Origin of the sequence: Lysinibacillus antri (assembly GCF_003977595.1) — a bacterium.
GTDB classification, from domain to species: domain Bacteria; phylum Bacillota; class Bacilli; order Bacillales_A; family Planococcaceae; genus Ureibacillus; species Ureibacillus antri.
In genome coordinates this window covers 135,101-151,242 of record NZ_RYYR01000006.1, presented here as the reverse complement: position 1 = coordinate 151,242, position 16,142 = coordinate 135,101, and the positions used below count along the sequence as shown (strand labels likewise).

Genomic DNA, 16,142 nt, shown 5'->3' with positions numbered 1-16,142 from the left:
TATTGCAACTGTTTTCTCCCAGTAAGAAGCAACTCCATTAAATTTCTTGGATTGTATGAGAGATGTTCGAAAGACGCTCGTCTGGTTTCGCTTCACACAATCCAGGGACGACTATTTCCGGTATGTAATTCAGTTGACTTAACAATAAGCCGGAATGTCTTTGGATGAGAGATTCATACCCGTTACACAGATGCTTCCACGAAACCCTTACACTTATTCAAAAGTAGATAAATTTTCCACTCTTGTTTTCGTGTATACCGGGCACAATATGCTTTTGCAACTCTCAAAAAATAATGTTTTAATGTTGCCCTCCGCACGTCTCCCATGTAAAAGCAGTTTGACTTTCGCCTAATGCCGGGTATCAGAAGCGGCTGCCCTGTAATAATAGAGCGTCAAGATCAGCAAATACTTTATTAATATCTTGCTGTCCATCGATATTTGTTAGAACACCTTTAGCTTGGTAGAAATCAAGTAAAGGTTGAGCTTGATTCATATTTACTTCCAGACGGTTTGCAACAGTTTCAGGATTATCGTCTGCACGTGTATAAAGTTCGCCACCATCTTTATCACATTTACCTTCCTCAGCTGGAGGATTAAATAGAATATGATAAGAAGTACCGCATACTTTACAAATACGACGACCACTTAGACGTGCAACAAGTTCATCTTTTTCAACTTGGATATTAATTGTATGCTCAATTTTTTTCCCTAGTTCATCTAAGATGTTATCTAACGCTTCTGCTTGAGGAACTGTGCGTGGGAATCCGTCTAATAAGAATCCTTTTTCGCAATCTTTTTGTGAAAGTCGCTCACGAACGATACCAATCGTTACTTCATCAGGTACTAATGCACCTTGATCCATAAACGATTTTGCTTGTAAACCAAGTTCTGTACCATCTTTAATAGCAGCACGGAACATGTCGCCTGTAGAAATATGAGGGATTTCGTACTTCTCAACAATTTTGTCTGCTTGTGTACCTTTACCAGCACCAGGCAAACCCATTAAAACGATATTCATACGTATTGCCTCCCCCTAAAAGCTGCAGTCTAGGAAACAAGCCGTTTCCTAAAACCTGCATTATTTCATAAAGCCTTTATAGTGTCGTTTAACTAATTGTGCTTCTAATTGTTTCATCGTTTCTAAAGCAACACCGACTACGATAATAACACTAGTACCACCAATTTGCGCTGTCGCAGGTAGGTTCATAAAGTTAATAAATAGTATCGGTAATACAGAAATGACTACTAAGAATATAGCACCAACAAATGTTAAACGATATAAAACCTTTGTTAAGTATTGTTGTGTATCATTACCTGGACGAATACCAGGAATGTATGCACCTTGTTTTTTCAAGTTGTCAGTCAAGTTTTCAGGATTCACTTGAATGAATGCATAGAAGTACGTAAACGCAACAATCAATGCAACATAAATGATCATTCCAACAGGTTTAGTATAATCAAACGTATTTTGAATGAACGTAGTGATATCATTTTGACCGAAGAACGTAGCTAAAGTTTGTGGTGTTACAATAAACGCAACAGAAAAGATTACCGGAATAACCCCTGCAGCATTTACTTTTAACGGTAAATGTGTTTGTTGTCCACCAGCTTGTGGCGTACGGCCCGCAACTCGTTTTGCATATTGAATTGGAATTTTACGCAACGCTTGTTGGAAGTAAATAACTCCAATTACAACAGCTAGCATAATCAAAGCAAGTAATACTAAAATGGCAATTTGAATAAATAACTGATCACCAGCATCCTCGATTTGTTGTGCATAAATTTGGTTTATTGACGTTGGTAAAGCAGCAACTATACCCGCGAAGATAATAATTGAAATGCCGTTCCCAACACCATGTGATGTAATTTGTTCACCTAACCAAAGTAGAAAAGCAGTACCACCAGTTAATACAACCGCAATTGTAGCATATGAAAGCACACTTGTGTCTGTAATTAACGAACCACCATACATTTGATTAAAACCAAATGACATAGCGAAAGCTTGGATGAAGGCTAAAACAATTGTTAAGTAACGTGTGAATTGAGCCAATTTGCGTCGACCAACATCACCTTGTTTTGCCCATTCAGCAAACTTCGGTACAACATCCATTTGTAGTAACTGAACAATAATTGAAGCAGTAATGTATGGCATAATACCCAATGCAAAGATCGAGAAATTAGCCAATGCACCACCACCGAATGTATTAAGGAAGCCAACTAAATTAAATTCATCGGCTACCTTTAATACTTCTGAGTCGACGTTTGGTACCGGAATAAATGTTCCGATACGGAAAACGATCAACATTAAAAGTGTAAAGATGATTTTATTTCGTATATCTCGAACGCGCATAAAGTTTGAGATTGTTTGAAACATTAAATCACCTCAGTTGTTCCGCCAGCGTTCTCGATCGCTTCTTTAGCTGAAGCAGAGAACTTATGAGCTTTAACAGTAAGCTTTTTATTAAGAGTTCCATTACCTAGGATCTTAATTCCAGCTTTCTCGTTGCTCACAATACCAGTTTCTAACAATAATGCAGGTGTTACTTCTGCACCATCTTCAAAACGGTTTAATGTATCAAGGTTAACGATAGCGAATTCTTTACGGTTGATGTTCGTAAAGCCGCGTTTTGGTAAACGACGGAAAAGTGGGTTTTGACCCCCCTCAAATCCAGGGCGAACGCCGCCGCCAGAACGAGCGTTTTGACCTTTATGACCTTTACCTGCAGTTTTACCGTTACCAGAACCGATACCACGACCAACACGGTTACGTTCCTTACGAGAACCTTCCGCTGGTTTTAACTCATGAAGTTTCATATGGGTGGCACCTCCTTGTTCAAAGTTTGAAAATTAATTTTCTTTTACAGTAACTAAATGAGCTACTTTATCTAACATACCACGAATAGCTGCGTTGTCAGCTTGTTCAACAGTAGAATTTACTTTTTTTAAACCTAAAGCTTCAACAATTTTACGTTGCTGTGGCTTAGTACCGATCAAAGACTTAGTAAGGGTAATTTCTAATTTGTTTGCCATTATAATTCCCTCCCTTATCCTAATAGTTCTTCCACTGATTTACCGCGAAGTTTTGCAACGTCCTCAGCGCGTTTTAATTCAGATAAACCTGCTACAGTTGCACGCACCATGTTAATTGGTGTGTTAGACCCTAGAGATTTTGAAAGAATATCAGTAATACCAGCAAGTTCAAGTACGGCACGTACAGGACCACCAGCGATAACTCCAGTACCAGGAGCTGCAGGTTTAATTAAGATTTGACCTGCTCCGAAGCGACCAACAACATCATGTGGAGTTGTTCCACCAACACGTGGCACTTCGATTAAGTTTTTCTTCGCGTCTTCAACAGCTTTACGGATTGCATCTGGAACCTCTTGAGCTTTACCAGTACCAAAACCTACATGACCGTTTTTATCACCTACAACAACTAGTGCTGTAAAGCGGAAGCGACGTCCACCTTTAACAACTTTAGCAACACGGTTAATTGTAACTACGCGTTCTTCAAGTTCAAGTTTGTTTGCGTCAATGCGACTCATGAAGTATGTCCCTCCTTCTTATTAAAATTCTAAGCCGTTTTCACGTGCAGCTTCTGCTAAAGCTTTTACACGTCCATGATATAAGTAACCACCACGGTCAAATACAACAGCAGTAATATTTTTTTCCGCAGCGCGTTTAGCGATTGTTTCACCGATTTTTGCTGCAGCATCTACATTGCTACCTGCACCCTCAAAAGCTGTTTCTTGAGTTGATGCACTAACAAGTGTTACACCAGCAACATCGTCAATAATTTGCGCATAGATGTTCTTGTTTGAACGGAATACGTTTAAACGAGGACGTTCAGCAGTACCCGTAATTTTAGAACGAACACGCGCATGACGTTTTTTACGAACTTGATTTTTATCTTGTTTCGTAATCACAGAGGTCACTCCTTTCTAATGCGAAAAGCATTATTTACCTGTTTTACCTTCTTTACGACGTACATATTCGCCTTCATAACGAATACCTTTACCTTTATAAGGCTCTGGTGGACGAACATCACGAATGTTAGATGCTAATGCACCAACACGTTCTTTGCTAATTCCTTTAATGATCACTTTAGTGTTTGAAGGAACTTCGATTTCTAGACCTTCTTCAGGTGTAAACTCTACTGGGTGAGAGTATCCAACGTTAAGTACAAGTTTTGTACCTTGTAATTGCGCACGGTAACCTACCCCGATAAGTTCTAGAGAGCGAGAGAAACCTTCAGAAACACCAGTTACCATGTTTGCTAATAGCGCACGAGTTGTACCGTGGATTGTACGGTGTTCTTTTGATTCAGAAGGACGTACGATAGTAATAACGTTACCTTCTTGCTCGATTTTCATATCTTTATTGAATTGACGACTTAATTCGCCTTTTGGTCCTTTAACTGTAACTGTGTTGTCTTCAGCGACAACCACAGTAACGTTAGCAGGTACCTCGATTGGTTTTTTACCTACACGAGACATTAAGTTGCACCTCCATTCATTTATAACTTCTTACCAAATGTAAGCTAAGATTTCTCCGCCAACTTTTTTAGCACGTGCTTCTTTATCAGTTAATACACCTTGAGAAGTAGATACTAAAGCGATACCTAAACCATTAAGTACACGTGGTACTTCTTCAGTTTTAGCGTATACACGTAAGCCAGGTTTTGAAATACGTTTTAAACCAGTGATAACACGTTCATTTTCTCTTCCGTATTTTAAGAAGATACGAATGATACCTTGTTTATTATCTTCAACATACTCAACATCACGAACGAAACCTTCACGCTTTAAAATTTCAGCGATTTCTTTCTTTAAGTTAGAAGCTGGTACTTCTAATTTCTCGTGACGAACCATGTTCGCATTACGAATGCGAGTCAGCATATCTGCAATTGGATCTGACATTGTCATAAATTTTACCTCCTTCCCAATTTAGGGGATTACCAGCTAGCTTTTTTAACGCCTGGAATTTGTCCCTTATATGCAAGTTCACGGAAACAAATACGGCAAAGTTTAAACTTACGATATACAGAGTGTGGACGACCACAGCGTTCACAACGTGTATATTCTTGTACTTTAAACTTTTGCTTACGTTGTTGTTTAATGACCATTGATTTTTTAGCCACGTTTTCGCCCTCCTTATTTGATTACTTTTGGAACGGCATACCGAATTGTGTCAATAACTCGCGAGCTTCTTCATCAGAATTCGCAGTTGTTACGATCACGATGTCCATACCGCGTACCTTTGAAACTTTATCGTAATCGATTTCTGGGAAAATTAATTGTTCTTTAACACCTAAAGTGTAGTTACCGCGACCATCGAATGATTTGTTAGAAACCCCACGGAAGTCACGTACACGTGGAAGTGCGATAGCGATTAATTTATCCAAGAATTCATACATACGTTCACCACGTAATGTAACTTTTGCACCGATAGGCATACCTTCACGTAAACGGAATCCTGCGATCGATTTTTTCGCTTTAGTTACAACTGGTTTTTGACCAGTGATGATTGTTAATTCTTCTACAGCAGCATCTAGTGCTTTAGAGTTTTGTACAGCATCACCAACACCCATGTTGATAACGATTTTTTCCACTTTAGGCACTTGCATTACTGATTTATAGTCAAATTTACTCATAAGAGCTGAAGAAACTTCGTTTAAATACTTTTCTTTTAGGCGGCTCATGTTCGTACCTCCCTTCTCAATTTACTTATTAGTCGATTACTGCACCTGATTTTTTTGCAACACGAACTTTTTTGCCATCTTCGATTTTATAACCTACACGAGTCGGCTCGCCAGATTTAGGATCGATTAGCATTACGTTCGAAATGTGGATTGCTGCTTCTTGGCTTACAATACCACCTTGTGGGTTTAACTGGTTAGGTTTAACGTGTTTTTTAACGATGTTTACACCTTCAACAAGAACTCGGTCTTGTTTTGGGAAAGCCGCTAAAACAACGCCTTCTTTACCTTTATCTTTACCAGTAATAACTTTTACTTTGTCGCCCTTTTTAACATGCATTATGTGTCGCACCTCCTTGATTGGTACTGTCATGAAATTAAAGAACTTCTGGAGCTAATGAAACGATTTTCATGAAGTTGCTATCACGTAATTCACGAGCAACTGGTCCGAAAATACGAGTTCCACGTGGTGACTTATCGTCTTTGATGATTACGCAAGCATTTTCGTCAAATTTAATATAAGTACCATCTTTACGGCGTACACCGGATTTAGTGCGAACGACAACAGCCTTAACAACGTCACCTTTCTTGACAACGCCCCCTGGTGTTGCTTTCTTAACTGTACAAACTACGATATCACCGATATTAGCAGTTTTACGGCCAGAACCACCAAGTACTTTAATTGTTAAAACTTCGCGTGCACCTGAGTTGTCAGCAACTTTCATACGACTTTCTTGTTGGATCACTTAGGTTACCTCCCTTCGGAATTATAATTTTTCCGAAATGTATTAAATAATAACCGCTTTTTCTACTACTTCCACTAGACGGAAACGTTTAGTAGCTGATAGCGGACGAGTTTCCATGATACGTACGATATCACCGATTTTCGCTTCGTTTAACTCATCATGAGCTTTGAACTTTTTAGAGTATTTTACACGTTTACCATATAATTTGTGTTTCTTATAAGTTTCAACAAGAACAGTTACTGTTTTGTCCATTTTATCTGAAACTACACGGCCAGTGTAAACTTTGCGTTGGTTACGCTCAGTCATTCTTCCGAACCTCCTTATCAGTTATTTGCACTGATTTCTCTTTCACGAATCACAGTTTTCATGCGCGCAATCGCTTTACGAACTTCGCGAATGCGAGCTGTGTTTTCTAATTGACCAGTCGCCAATTGGAAGCGAAGGTTGAAAAGCTCTTCTTTCAGTGATTTCACTTTTAATTCAATTTCAGAAGTGGCAAGGTCACGGATTTCATTAGCTTTCATTAGATTCACCACCAGTTTCTTGACGTTTCACAATTTTACATTTAACAGGAAGTTTGTGTGATGCTAAACGAAGTGCTTCACGTGCGATCTCTTCAGATACACCAGCAACCTCAAACATTACTTTTCCTGGTTTTACTACTGCTACCCAACCTTCTGGAGAACCTTTACCAGAACCCATACGTACCTCTAGAGGCTTTTTCGTATACGGTTTATGTGGGAAAATTTTAATCCAAACTTTACCGCCACGTTTCATGTAACGTGTCATTGCAATACGGGCAGATTCGATTTGACGGTTAGTAATCCAGCTTGCAGTTTGAGCTTGTAAGCCCCATTCACCGAAAGCTACTTCTTTACCGCCTTTCGCTTCACCACGCATGTTACCACGGTGTTCACGACGATATTTTACGCGTTTTGGTAATAACATTATTATTTGCCTCCTTCCACAGAGTTCTTCTTCGTTGGAAGGACCTCACCACGGTAAATCCATACTTTAACACCTAATTTACCATAAGTAGTGTCAGCTTCAGCGTGAGCATAGTCGATGTCAGCGCGAAGAGTATGAAGTGGAACAGTTCCTTCACTGTAATGTTCAGCACGCGCGATGTCAGCGCCACCTAAACGACCAGATACTTGTGTTTTAATTCCTTTTGCACCAGCGCGGATTGTGCGTTGGATTGCTTGTTTTTGAGCACGACGGAATGATACGCGGTTCTCAAGTTGACGAGCGATGTTTTCTGCTACTAAACGAGCATCAAGATCCGCTCTTTTAATTTCTACGATGTTAATGTGCACACGTTTGCCAGTTAAATCGTTAAGGTATTTACGTAAGTTTTCTACTTCCGTACCGCCTTTACCGATAACCATACCTGGTTTCGCAGTGTGAATTGTAATGTTTACGCGGTTTGCAGCGCGTTCGATTTCTACTTTAGATACAGATGCATCTTTTAAAGCAGTTTCAATATATTTACGAACTTTGATATCTTCGTGAAGTAAAGTAGCATAATCTTTCTCAGCGTACCATTTTGACTCCCAGTCACGAATAATACCAACTCGTAGTCCTATTGGATGTACTTTTTGACCCACGGATTAACCCTCCTTCTTCTCAGATACCACTACTGTAATGTGGCTTGTGCGTTTGTTAATTGCGCTTGCACGTCCTTGCGCACGTGGACGGAAACGTTTTAATGTTGGACCTTCGTCAACAAAAACTTCAGAAACAACTAAGTTGTTTACATCTAATTCATAGTTGTGCTCAGCGTTAGCAACTGCAGATTTTAATACTTTCTCAACGACTGGAGACGCCGCTTTTGGAGTATGACGTAAAATTGCAACTGCTTCACCAACTTGCTTGCCTCGGATTAAGTCTACTACTAGACGTACTTTACGAGGAGCGATACGCACTGTGCGAGCGATAGCTTTAGCTTGTGTCATTAGGATTTACCTCCTCTCAAAATTAGCGTCTTGTTTTCTTGTCATCTGCACCGTGACCTTTATAAGTACGTGTTGGTGCGAACTCACCTAATTTATGACCTACCATATCTTCTGTCACGTATACAGGTACATGTTTGCGTCCATCATATACTGCGATCGTTAGTCCGATGAAGTTTGGGAAAATAGTAGAACGGCGAGACCAAGTTTTAATAACTTGTTTTTTCTCAGAACTCTCTTGTGCTTCAACCTTTTTCATTAAGTGGTCATCGACAAAAGGTCCTTTTTTCAAGCTGCGACCCATTTAGGAACCTCCCTTCTGTGACTCACCACGGCTGCATGTGCGAACCGTAGTACAATCACATTATTTTTTACGGCTACGAATGATAAATTTGCTTGTTTTGTTTTTCTTTTTACGAGTTTTGAATCCAAGAGCTGGTTTACCCCATGGAGTCATTGGAGATTTACGTCCGATTGGAGAACGTCCTTCACCACCACCGTGTGGGTGATCGTTAGGGTTCATTACAGATCCACGAACAGTTGGGCGTTTACCTAACCAACGAGAACGACCTGCTTTACCAATGTGGATTAGTTCATGTTGTTCATTACCAACTTGACCGATTGTAGCACGGCAAGTAGCAAGTACTAAACGAACTTCACCAGATTGTAGACGAACGATTACGTATTTGCCTTCACGACCAAGTACTTGCGCAGAAGTACCAGCAGAACGTACTAATTGTCCACCTTTACCAGGTTTTAACTCGATGTTATGGATTGTTGTACCCATTGGGATGTTAGCTAATGGTAATGCGTTACCTACTTTAATATCTGCATCTGGACCAGAAACGATTGTTTGACCAACTTCTAATCCTTTTGGAGCTAAGATGTAACGTTTTTCACCGTCAGCGTAGTTAATTAATGCGATATTCGCAGAGCGGTTTGGATCATATTCGATAGTAGCAACGCGTCCTGGAATTCCATCTTTAAGACGTTTGAAGTCAATTACGCGGTATTGCTTCTTATGACCACCACCATGATGACGAACAGTAATTTTACCTTGGTTATTACGACCAGCTTTGCGTTTTTTTGGAGCTAATAAAGACTTTTCAGGCTTATTAGTTGTAATTTCAGCAAAGTCAGATGACGTCATATTACGACGACCATTTGAGGTTGGTTTATACTTTTTAATCGCCATGTGTTTTCCCTCCTTCTTAAATGTTAAAGTCTAACTCTAGTTCGAATTAGATTTCAAAAATTTCGATTTCTTTGCTATCTGCAGTTAATTTCACGATTGCTTTACGACGTTTGTTTGTATATCCGCCGAATTTACCAACGCGTTTGAATTTACCTTTGTAGTTCATGATGTTAACTTTGTCAACTTTCACATCAAAGATTTCTTCTACTGCATCTTTAACTTGAGTTTTGTTCGCACGAACGTCAACTTCAAAAGTGTATTTTTTCTCAGCCATAAGCTCAGAAGAACGCTCAGTAATGACCGGACGTTTTAAGATATCACGTGCTTCCATTATCCAAGCACCTCCTCAACTTTTTCTACAGCAGCTTTAGTGAATACAACTTTGTCATGACCTAATAGATCAAGAACGTTAATTCCGTTAGCTGTTAAAACAGTTACACCAGGGATGTTACGTGCAGATAATGCTACGTTTTCATCTAACTCAGCTGTAACGAATAATGCTTTAGTTTCAATGTTTAAGTTTCCTAAAATTGAAACGAACTCTTTAGTTTTTGGTGCATCTAATTGTAATGCATCAAGAACTACGAAGTTTTGTTCTCCAACTTTAGCTGATAAAGCTGATTTAAGAGCTAAGCGACGAACTTTCTTCGGTAATTTATATGAGTAGCTACGTGGAGTTGGACCGAATACGATACCACCACCGCGCCATTGTGGAGAGCGGATCGAACCTTGACGAGCACGACCAGTTCCTTTTTGACGCCATGGCTTACGACCACCACCAGCAACTTCAGAACGGTTTTTAACTTTATGATTACCTTGACGTAGAGAAGCACGTTGAGCAACTACTGCGTCGAATAATACTGCTTCATTTGGCTCGATTCCAAAGATCGTATCGTTTAATTCGATTTCACCAACTGAAGCACCTGTTTGACTAAGTACAGATACCTTTGTCATTCCTGTTTCCTCCTTTCTTCGAGAAATTATTTAGATTTTACAGCTGTTTTAACTGTAACTAATGCTTTTTTAGAACCAGGAACATTACCTTTAACAAGTAGTAAGTTACGATCTGCATCAACTTTAACGATTTCTAAGTTTTGGATTGTAACTACAGTCCCACCCATTTGACCAGGTAATTTCTTTTGTTTGAATACGCGGTTCGGAGCAACTGGACCCATTGAACCAGGACGACGGTGGTAACGAGAACCGTGGGCCATAGGACCACGAGATTGTCCGTGGCGTTTAATAACACCTTGGAAACCTTTACCTTTAGTAACACCTGTTACGTCTACTACATCGCCTTCTGCGAAAATTTCTACTTTGACTTCTTGACCAACTTCGTATTCTCCAACGTTAACGTTGCGGAATTCACGAATGAAGCGCTTAGGAGCAGTATTCGCTTTTGCTACGTGACCTTGTTCAGGTTTGTTTGAAAGCTTAACGCGCTTATCTTCAAAACCAACTTGGATCGCTTCGTAGCCGTCAGTTTCAACAGTTTTCTTTTGAAGTACTACGTTTGCAGAAGCTTCAATAACTGTTACTGGGATTAAATCGCCATTCTCAGCGAAAACTTGAGTCATACCGATTTTTCTACCTAAGATTCCTTTAGCCATTTGTCACACCTCCTGTGATAATTAAAAAGTTCTATTTGTTTTTACCATTAAAGTTTGATTTCGATATCAACGCCAGATGGTAAATCAAGTTTCATTAACGCGTCAACAGTTTGTGGTGTTGGGTTAATGATATCGATTAAACGTTTATGCGTACGCATTTCGAATTGTTCACGAGAATCTTTATACTTGTGAACTGCACGAAGAATTGTGTACACAGACTTTTCAGTTGGTAACGGAATCGGACCTGATACACTTGCACCTGAACGCTTAGCAGTTTCCACAATTTTCTCAGCTGACTGATCTAAAACACGGTGATCATACGCTTTTAAACGGATACGAATCTTTTGTTTTGCCATTATTTTCCCTCCTTCTCGCCTATTTTCTAGACATTCTCCACGAAAATTTCCCACACACGCGCCATGGCAAAGCGGCCGGGTGTGTCGGCAACCTCTCGCTTCATCGCAGTCAAAGACCAACATTCAACAGTATACACAATAAAAAATGATAAAGCAAGTATTTTTTACTAAATCATTTTAAATTGTATTGTTTTATACATTTCGCTTATCAACATAAGTTTCAAAGCCGTTTTTTAGTATATAAGAATTTATACCATATATCAAATGTTTCTTTTCAAATTGTTAATGGTAATTTTTCCTTTCAATATAAAAATCGCTTCCCTAAATTAGAAAGCGATTTTCTTAGACTTATTAAAGTATAAACATTACTGAAAGCCAACCAAAGATTATGAGCGGAATGTTGTAAAAAAGAAATGTTGGAACACATGTATCCCAAATGTGATTATGTTGCCCATCTGCATTCAGTCCTGATGTAGGCCCTAGTGTAGAGTCTGAAGCAGGAGATCCCGCATCACCTAATGCACCAGCAGTACCTATTAATGCGATAATCGCCAATGCACTTAGTTCAAGCTCTAAACTTAACGGAACAAAGATGGCTGCGATAATTGGAATTGTTGCAAAGGAAGATCCTATTCCCATCGTTACAACAAGACCAATAATAAGCATTAATAAAACTGCTAAGCTGACATTTCCATCTAAAATACTCAGTGTATTCTCTACTAACGATTCAACATGCCCTGTCGCGTTAATAACGGAAGAAAAACCATTTGCTGATATTATTACAAACCCAATAAAGGCCATCATACGCATACCTTCTGAAAGGATTACATCAGCATCATTCCATTTTAAAGCACCTGTTACATATAAAACAGCAATTCCTGATATGGCTCCAATAATCATAGAATCTGTTGGGATTTGAATAACAACCGCTACTATTAAAGAGAGTATGGTGAAGATGATTGTTTTTTTAGAAACTGATACTTCAATTGTTTCCTCTTTCACGCCAACCTGTTTGTATTGTCTTGGTTTACGATAAAAGAAAAATGCCATCGCTAGTCCGACTACCATACCAAGTGCAGGAAACGCCATTGCCTTTGGTATATCCGACATTTCAATTTCAAGACCTGAAAGTGCCATCTGAGTAGCTACAATTTCTTGATAAATGAAGCCGAACCCATACGGTAAAAAGATATAAGGCGTTATTAAACCAAACGTAAGGATACACGCAATTAATCGACGATCGACTTCTAATAAGTTTAATATTTTTAAAATCGGTGGAACTAATAAAGGAATGAAGGCAATATGTATTGGTATTAAATTTTGAGAGAAAATTGCCATTAATAGTAGGAAGAAGAAAATCAAAACTTTTACTAAAGATTTCTTCTCAGAGTCTCCATTTTTACGAACAACTTTTAAAATTACTGAAATAAGTAAATCCGGAATACCCGTTTTGGAGATTGCTACTGCAAATGCACCCAGCAACCCATAACTTAGCGCAACTTGTGCACCTCCACCTAATCCTTCGTTAAATGCAGTAATTGTATCGGTAATTGTCATACCACCTGTTAATCCACCAATGAGTGCACCAATTACAAGGGATAAAACAACATTTACTTTAAGTAGACTTAACACTAACATTACAACAACAGCTATTAAAACAGCGTTCATTACATTACCTCTTACTTTCGTATGCTAAATTAATAAATTGATAACGTGTTAAAGTCTAATTAATCTCCCCATAAAAGTCAATGTAATTTAAAGCCATTATAAATTCCCGCAATTTTCGGAAATTATAACGGCTTTCTACTATTATAATGATGATCTAACAACTTGTTTATAATACTGGATGGAGAGGACCGCAAATACACCATACATAATGACATATAAACACATTGTAATAACAAGTGGTGCAACTAATTCAGTTCCAAATAAGAACCAGCCAGACTTCACTGCGAAATAGCTATGCAATAACCCAATGATTAACGGCACACCGAAGTTAAATAGTTGTTTCGCATAAATCCCCTTCATAATATGGGAAGTGGAAAAGCCGATTTTTCGTAATGTCGTATAAAATTCTTTTTCATCCTCAGCTTCCGCCATCTGTTTAAAGTAAAGTATACTACCCGTTGTTAAAAGGAAAGCTAATCCAAGAAACGCTGTTACAAAAATTGTTAGACCTAATGTTGCTAAACTTCCTTTACGGGTTTCCTCATATGATGGTTGTACGTAAGGGTAGTCTTCAAACCCTTCAAATACTACTCCTCTTTCTGATTCATACTGTTGATATAGTACTTCCGCTATTGCTAAGTCATCTTTATCTACGAGGTTGATCCCCACTTGAGAAAAGAATTCACGCTCTTCATTTTCGGTATTTAACACATTCTCAAACAGTTGATCAGTAACAACTAAAACTGGAGTACCTAATAATACACGATGAGGGAAAATATTCTCATCTCGAATTTCCGTAATGTAAAGTGGAATTTCCGTATCACCTGAATGAACGAAAATGTCTCTTTCTGCATTTAGACTTAAAACTTCCTCAAGCATACTATCATAACCTGTAATAAATGCTTCTCCCTCTTTTAGCATGACATTGGACTCAACTTGTCTAAATTCACTGATTGAAATGACATTCGTAGGGGACCCTTCATTAAAATTGAATACTGTACTATCTTTTAAACTTTCATCAAGTAAATCCTTAATATTTAACTCTACCATACCCATACGAAACGAATGCTTCTCATATCCAATACCCTCTCGCTCCAGAGCATCTAGAAATCCTAACCCAAGATCATTTAACAATATATAATCATACGGGGTTTCCTGACGGGCATGTTTATCTGAAGAATAATAAGCAATATAAGACAAACTCATAATGCCAACTGCAAGTCCTGTGAGTAGTGTTATAAGCGTTAACGATTTTGCATTACTTTTCATCCGATGTAAAATTGGTGTCACCGCTAACACGTCCGTAACTTTTAAATGGCCATTTCTACTTGATCGTAGTGCATTCATGATCAACGCAACCGAATATCGGAAGACAAGGAAAGTCCCTAAAATAGTTGAACCAAGGATTACCATCATGTGTACATATAAATCGTTAAAAATTTTATTCTTTTCTACATTAAATAGCAGAGTAGACTGGTAGTAGCCAAAAATAATAAGAATGATCCCAACTAACCCCATCATCATATGGAAAACGCTAAACCGCTTTACACGTTCATCTGTTTTATTCGATGCAGTAAATAGTGAAAGCAGTGATACTTTACGAATCATCCAAACCATTTGTATTAATATGACGACAAGTAGAATGCCAAAAATAAGCACAGATTGATTAAATGCTTCTTGTGAAAAAGATAATTTTACAACGAGATCAATCTCTAGCATTTTTAACAACACCATTGCAAAAAGGCGGGAACTAAAATACCCAATACCCATTCCAATACCGACAGCCAACACAAACAGGATGATATTCTCTAATGCAATTAAACGAATCACTAACCCCTTCGTCATGCCAACTAGTTGATACAATCCAAATTCTTTACTTCTTCTCTTCATAAACAGATGATTTGCATATAACACAAAAAAAGTGATGATAAAGTACAATGTATAACTACCTGCACTAAACCCTGCTGTAGCAGTTCCACTCTCCTTAAGAGCAGCTTCAACTGTTGGGTTATATTGCAATGTCGTAAACGAAAAACATAACGTTACACTAAATATAAGTGCGAAAAAATATAAGTAGTAATGTTTAACATTTTTACGCATACTTCGGAACACTAACCGACTAAGCGTCATAACCGTCACCGCCTAGCACACTTTGCGTACTTAATATTTGTTGAAATAGCTGCTGACGTGTCTTCTCTCCACGGTATAACTCTGTATAAATCGCCCCATCTTTTAAAAACAATACCCGTGAACAAAAGCTGGCTGCCACCGGATCATGGGTTACCATCATAATGGTTACTTCTTTTTGTTGATTAATACTTTCTAAGTTTGTAAGTAAAGCTGTAGCAGATTTCGAATCAAGCGCTCCTGTAGGTTCATCCGCAAAGACTAATGCTGGCTTTGTAATCAACGCTCGTGCCGCAGAAGTTCTCTGTTTTTGTCCCCCTGAAATTTCATTTGGATATTTATTTAAAATATCTGATATGCCTAGTAAACCAACAAGTTCTTTCAAATGACTTTCTGCTACTACTTTTGGAAGTTTACTAATTGCTAACGGTAACAAAATATTTTCTTTGACCGTTAACGTATCAAGTAAATTATAATCTTGAAAAATGAAGCCAAGTTGCTCTCTTCTAAAGTTGGCCAATGCTTTTTCTTTCATCCCTCTTAAATTTTGCCCATTAATTTCTACGATCCCTTCTGTTGGATGATCTATAGAACACAACACATTTAATAAAGTCGTCTTTCCAGAACCAGAAGGACCCATAATCCCCACAAATTCACCTTTATTTACTTCTAAATCTATCCCTTTTAACACCTCTTGAGCAGTGGATTTCTTGCCATATATTTTACGAATCTTTCTACCGATTAAAACTGACATATAATTCGCTCCTTTCTTAACTTATTTCAATTGTAC

General features: G+C 38.4%; 26 protein-coding genes. All 26 read right to left on the bottom strand.

Annotated elements, in window-relative coordinates:
- Positions 1-361: 361 nt before the first annotated feature.
- The 26 genes from EK386_RS06320 to EK386_RS06195 all read right to left on the bottom strand — a co-directional run bounded on the left by EK386_RS06320 (position 362) and on the right by EK386_RS06195 (position 16,106).
- A complete protein-coding gene (locus EK386_RS06320) occupies positions 362-1,018 on the bottom strand; it encodes an adenylate kinase (RefSeq protein WP_126658189.1) in 657 nt (218 codons plus the stop codon).
- A 60-nt stretch (positions 1,019-1,078) separates the two neighbouring features.
- Positions 1,079-2,374 carry a preprotein translocase subunit SecY gene (secY, locus tag EK386_RS06315; RefSeq protein ID WP_126658188.1) on the bottom strand — a complete coding sequence of 432 codons (1,296 nt, stop codon included), beginning with the start codon at positions 2,372-2,374 and terminating at the stop codon, positions 1,079-1,081.
- Positions 2,374-2,814: a 50S ribosomal protein L15 gene (gene rplO, locus EK386_RS06310; protein WP_126658187.1), complete on the bottom strand. Its 441-nt coding sequence runs from the start codon at positions 2,812-2,814 to the stop codon at positions 2,374-2,376. The genes secY and rplO overlap by 1 nt, the downstream gene beginning before the upstream one ends.
- Before the next feature lie 33 nt (positions 2,815-2,847).
- A complete protein-coding gene (rpmD, locus tag EK386_RS06305) occupies positions 2,848-3,030 on the bottom strand; it encodes a 50S ribosomal protein L30 (RefSeq protein ID WP_126658186.1) in 183 nt (60 codons plus the stop codon).
- A 14-nt stretch (positions 3,031-3,044) separates the two neighbouring features.
- Positions 3,045-3,545: a 30S ribosomal protein S5 gene (gene rpsE / locus EK386_RS06300; protein ID WP_107932324.1), complete on the bottom strand. Its 501-nt coding sequence runs from the start codon at positions 3,543-3,545 to the stop codon at positions 3,045-3,047.
- A gap of 21 nt (positions 3,546-3,566) precedes the next feature.
- On the bottom strand, positions 3,567-3,926 hold the full coding sequence (gene rplR / locus EK386_RS06295; RefSeq protein ID WP_126658185.1) for a 50S ribosomal protein L18: 360 nt from the start codon (positions 3,924-3,926) through the stop codon (positions 3,567-3,569).
- Positions 3,927-3,956: 30 nt separating this feature from the next.
- On the bottom strand, positions 3,957-4,496 hold the full coding sequence (rplF, locus tag EK386_RS06290) for a 50S ribosomal protein L6 (RefSeq protein ID WP_126658184.1): 540 nt from the start codon (positions 4,494-4,496) through the stop codon (positions 3,957-3,959).
- A gap of 30 nt (positions 4,497-4,526) precedes the next feature.
- The gene (rpsH, locus tag EK386_RS06285) at positions 4,527-4,925 is read right to left on the bottom strand and encodes a 30S ribosomal protein S8 (protein ID WP_126658183.1); all 399 of its coding nucleotides are present in this window, start codon (positions 4,923-4,925) and stop codon (positions 4,527-4,529) included.
- Between the two features lie 29 nt (positions 4,926-4,954).
- Positions 4,955-5,140, bottom strand: a complete 186-nt coding sequence (locus EK386_RS06280; protein WP_097073484.1) for a type Z 30S ribosomal protein S14 — start codon at positions 5,138-5,140, stop codon at positions 4,955-4,957.
- 21 nt (positions 5,141-5,161) lie between these two features.
- Positions 5,162-5,701, bottom strand: coding sequence for a 50S ribosomal protein L5 (rplE, locus tag EK386_RS06275; protein WP_126658182.1), 540 nt, complete (start codon positions 5,699-5,701; stop codon positions 5,162-5,164).
- A 28-nt stretch (positions 5,702-5,729) separates the two neighbouring features.
- Positions 5,730-6,038 (bottom strand): 50S ribosomal protein L24, encoded by a 309-nt coding sequence (rplX, locus tag EK386_RS06270; protein WP_126658181.1) that lies wholly within the window; start codon positions 6,036-6,038, stop codon positions 5,730-5,732.
- A gap of 37 nt (positions 6,039-6,075) precedes the next feature.
- Complete coding sequence (rplN, locus tag EK386_RS06265; protein WP_097149259.1) at positions 6,076-6,444, bottom strand: 50S ribosomal protein L14; 369 nt, start codon at positions 6,442-6,444, stop codon at positions 6,076-6,078.
- A 42-nt stretch (positions 6,445-6,486) separates the two neighbouring features.
- Positions 6,487-6,750 carry a 30S ribosomal protein S17 gene (gene rpsQ, locus EK386_RS06260; protein ID WP_036200740.1) on the bottom strand — a complete coding sequence of 88 codons (264 nt, stop codon included), beginning with the start codon at positions 6,748-6,750 and terminating at the stop codon, positions 6,487-6,489.
- Positions 6,751-6,767: 17 nt separating this feature from the next.
- Positions 6,768-6,968: a 50S ribosomal protein L29 gene (gene rpmC / locus EK386_RS06255; RefSeq protein ID WP_004233646.1), complete on the bottom strand. Its 201-nt coding sequence runs from the start codon at positions 6,966-6,968 to the stop codon at positions 6,768-6,770.
- Positions 6,958-7,392, bottom strand: a complete 435-nt coding sequence (rplP, locus tag EK386_RS06250; protein ID WP_126658180.1) for a 50S ribosomal protein L16 — start codon at positions 7,390-7,392, stop codon at positions 6,958-6,960. Before rplP ends, rpmC begins: the two co-directional genes overlap by 11 nt.
- A 2-nt stretch (positions 7,393-7,394) precedes the next feature.
- Positions 7,395-8,051: a 30S ribosomal protein S3 gene (gene rpsC / locus EK386_RS06245; protein WP_126658179.1), complete on the bottom strand. Its 657-nt coding sequence runs from the start codon at positions 8,049-8,051 to the stop codon at positions 7,395-7,397.
- A 3-nt stretch (positions 8,052-8,054) separates the two neighbouring features.
- Positions 8,055-8,399: a 50S ribosomal protein L22 gene (gene rplV, locus EK386_RS06240; protein ID WP_126658178.1), complete on the bottom strand. Its 345-nt coding sequence runs from the start codon at positions 8,397-8,399 to the stop codon at positions 8,055-8,057.
- Between the two features lie 22 nt (positions 8,400-8,421).
- A complete protein-coding gene (gene rpsS, locus EK386_RS06235) occupies positions 8,422-8,700 on the bottom strand; it encodes a 30S ribosomal protein S19 (protein ID WP_036200750.1) in 279 nt (92 codons plus the stop codon).
- A 60-nt stretch (positions 8,701-8,760) separates the two neighbouring features.
- The gene (gene rplB / locus EK386_RS06230; RefSeq protein ID WP_126658177.1) at positions 8,761-9,591 is read right to left on the bottom strand and encodes a 50S ribosomal protein L2; all 831 of its coding nucleotides are present in this window, start codon (positions 9,589-9,591) and stop codon (positions 8,761-8,763) included.
- Positions 9,592-9,637: 46 nt separating this feature from the next.
- The gene (gene rplW / locus EK386_RS06225; protein ID WP_126658176.1) at positions 9,638-9,922 is read right to left on the bottom strand and encodes a 50S ribosomal protein L23; all 285 of its coding nucleotides are present in this window, start codon (positions 9,920-9,922) and stop codon (positions 9,638-9,640) included.
- Positions 9,922-10,545, bottom strand: coding sequence for a 50S ribosomal protein L4 (gene rplD, locus EK386_RS06220; RefSeq protein WP_126658175.1), 624 nt, complete (start codon positions 10,543-10,545; stop codon positions 9,922-9,924). Before rplD ends, rplW begins: the two co-directional genes overlap by 1 nt.
- Positions 10,546-10,571: 26 nt before the next feature.
- Positions 10,572-11,201, bottom strand: coding sequence for a 50S ribosomal protein L3 (rplC, locus tag EK386_RS06215; protein ID WP_126658174.1), 630 nt, complete (start codon positions 11,199-11,201; stop codon positions 10,572-10,574).
- Positions 11,202-11,248: 47 nt separating this feature from the next.
- On the bottom strand, positions 11,249-11,557 hold the full coding sequence (gene rpsJ, locus EK386_RS06210) for a 30S ribosomal protein S10 (RefSeq protein WP_036172433.1): 309 nt from the start codon (positions 11,555-11,557) through the stop codon (positions 11,249-11,251).
- 351 nt (positions 11,558-11,908) lie between these two features.
- Positions 11,909-13,225: a Na+/H+ antiporter family protein gene (locus EK386_RS06205; protein ID WP_126658173.1), complete on the bottom strand. Its 1,317-nt coding sequence runs from the start codon at positions 13,223-13,225 to the stop codon at positions 11,909-11,911.
- A 141-nt stretch (positions 13,226-13,366) separates the two neighbouring features.
- Positions 13,367-15,355 (bottom strand): FtsX-like permease family protein, encoded by a 1,989-nt coding sequence (locus EK386_RS06200; protein WP_126658172.1) that lies wholly within the window; start codon positions 15,353-15,355, stop codon positions 13,367-13,369.
- Positions 15,345-16,106, bottom strand: a complete 762-nt coding sequence (locus EK386_RS06195) for an ABC transporter ATP-binding protein (RefSeq protein WP_126658171.1) — start codon at positions 16,104-16,106, stop codon at positions 15,345-15,347. Before EK386_RS06195 ends, EK386_RS06200 begins: the two co-directional genes overlap by 11 nt.
- Positions 16,107-16,142: the final 36 nt, after the last annotated feature.

What these genes read in the sequence shown, in the direction of transcription:
- EK386_RS06320 (WP_126658189.1), bottom strand. Translation starts at nt 1,018, where the DNA reads ATGAATATCGTTTTAATGGGTTTGCCTGGTGCTGGTAAAGGTACACAA.
- secY (WP_126658188.1), bottom strand. Translation starts at nt 2,374, where the DNA reads ATGTTTCAAACAATCTCAAACTTTATGCGCGTTCGAGATATACGAAAT.
- rplO (WP_126658187.1), bottom strand. Translation starts at nt 2,814, where the DNA reads ATGAAACTTCATGAGTTAAAACCAGCGGAAGGTTCTCGTAAGGAACGT.
- rpmD (WP_126658186.1), bottom strand. Translation starts at nt 3,030, where the DNA reads ATGGCAAACAAATTAGAAATTACCCTTACTAAGTCTTTGATCGGTACT.
- rpsE (WP_107932324.1), bottom strand. Translation starts at nt 3,545, where the DNA reads ATGAGTCGCATTGACGCAAACAAACTTGAACTTGAAGAACGCGTAGTT.
- rplF (WP_126658184.1), bottom strand. Translation starts at nt 4,496, where the DNA reads ATGTCTCGTGTAGGTAAAAAACCAATCGAGGTACCTGCTAACGTTACT.
- rpsH (WP_126658183.1), bottom strand. Translation starts at nt 4,925, where the DNA reads ATGACAATGTCAGATCCAATTGCAGATATGCTGACTCGCATTCGTAAT.
- rplE (WP_126658182.1), bottom strand. Translation starts at nt 5,701, where the DNA reads ATGAGCCGCCTAAAAGAAAAGTATTTAAACGAAGTTTCTTCAGCTCTT.
- rplX (WP_126658181.1), bottom strand. Translation starts at nt 6,038, where the DNA reads ATGCATGTTAAAAAGGGCGACAAAGTAAAAGTTATTACTGGTAAAGAT.
- rpsQ (WP_036200740.1), bottom strand. Translation starts at nt 6,750, where the DNA reads ATGACTGAGCGTAACCAACGCAAAGTTTACACTGGCCGTGTAGTTTCA.
- rpmC (WP_004233646.1), bottom strand. Translation starts at nt 6,968, where the DNA reads ATGAAAGCTAATGAAATCCGTGACCTTGCCACTTCTGAAATTGAATTA.
- rplP (WP_126658180.1), bottom strand. Translation starts at nt 7,392, where the DNA reads ATGTTATTACCAAAACGCGTAAAATATCGTCGTGAACACCGTGGTAAC.
- rplV (WP_126658178.1), bottom strand. Translation starts at nt 8,399, where the DNA reads ATGACACAAGCTAAAGCTATCGCTCGCACAGTGCGTATCGCTCCTCGT.
- rpsS (WP_036200750.1), bottom strand. Translation starts at nt 8,700, where the DNA reads ATGGGTCGCAGCTTGAAAAAAGGACCTTTTGTCGATGACCACTTAATG.
- rplB (WP_126658177.1), bottom strand. Translation starts at nt 9,591, where the DNA reads ATGGCGATTAAAAAGTATAAACCAACCTCAAATGGTCGTCGTAATATG.
- rplW (WP_126658176.1), bottom strand. Translation starts at nt 9,922, where the DNA reads ATGGAAGCACGTGATATCTTAAAACGTCCGGTCATTACTGAGCGTTCT.
- rplD (WP_126658175.1), bottom strand. Translation starts at nt 10,545, where the DNA reads ATGACAAAGGTATCTGTACTTAGTCAAACAGGTGCTTCAGTTGGTGAA.
- rplC (WP_126658174.1), bottom strand. Translation starts at nt 11,201, where the DNA reads ATGGCTAAAGGAATCTTAGGTAGAAAAATCGGTATGACTCAAGTTTTC.
- rpsJ (WP_036172433.1), bottom strand. Translation starts at nt 11,557, where the DNA reads ATGGCAAAACAAAAGATTCGTATCCGTTTAAAAGCGTATGATCACCGT.
- EK386_RS06205 (WP_126658173.1), bottom strand. Translation starts at nt 13,225, where the DNA reads ATGAACGCTGTTTTAATAGCTGTTGTTGTAATGTTAGTGTTAAGTCTA.
- EK386_RS06200 (WP_126658172.1), bottom strand. Translation starts at nt 15,355, where the DNA reads ATGACGCTTAGTCGGTTAGTGTTCCGAAGTATGCGTAAAAATGTTAAA.
- EK386_RS06195 (WP_126658171.1), bottom strand. Translation starts at nt 16,106, where the DNA reads ATGTCAGTTTTAATCGGTAGAAAGATTCGTAAAATATATGGCAAGAAA.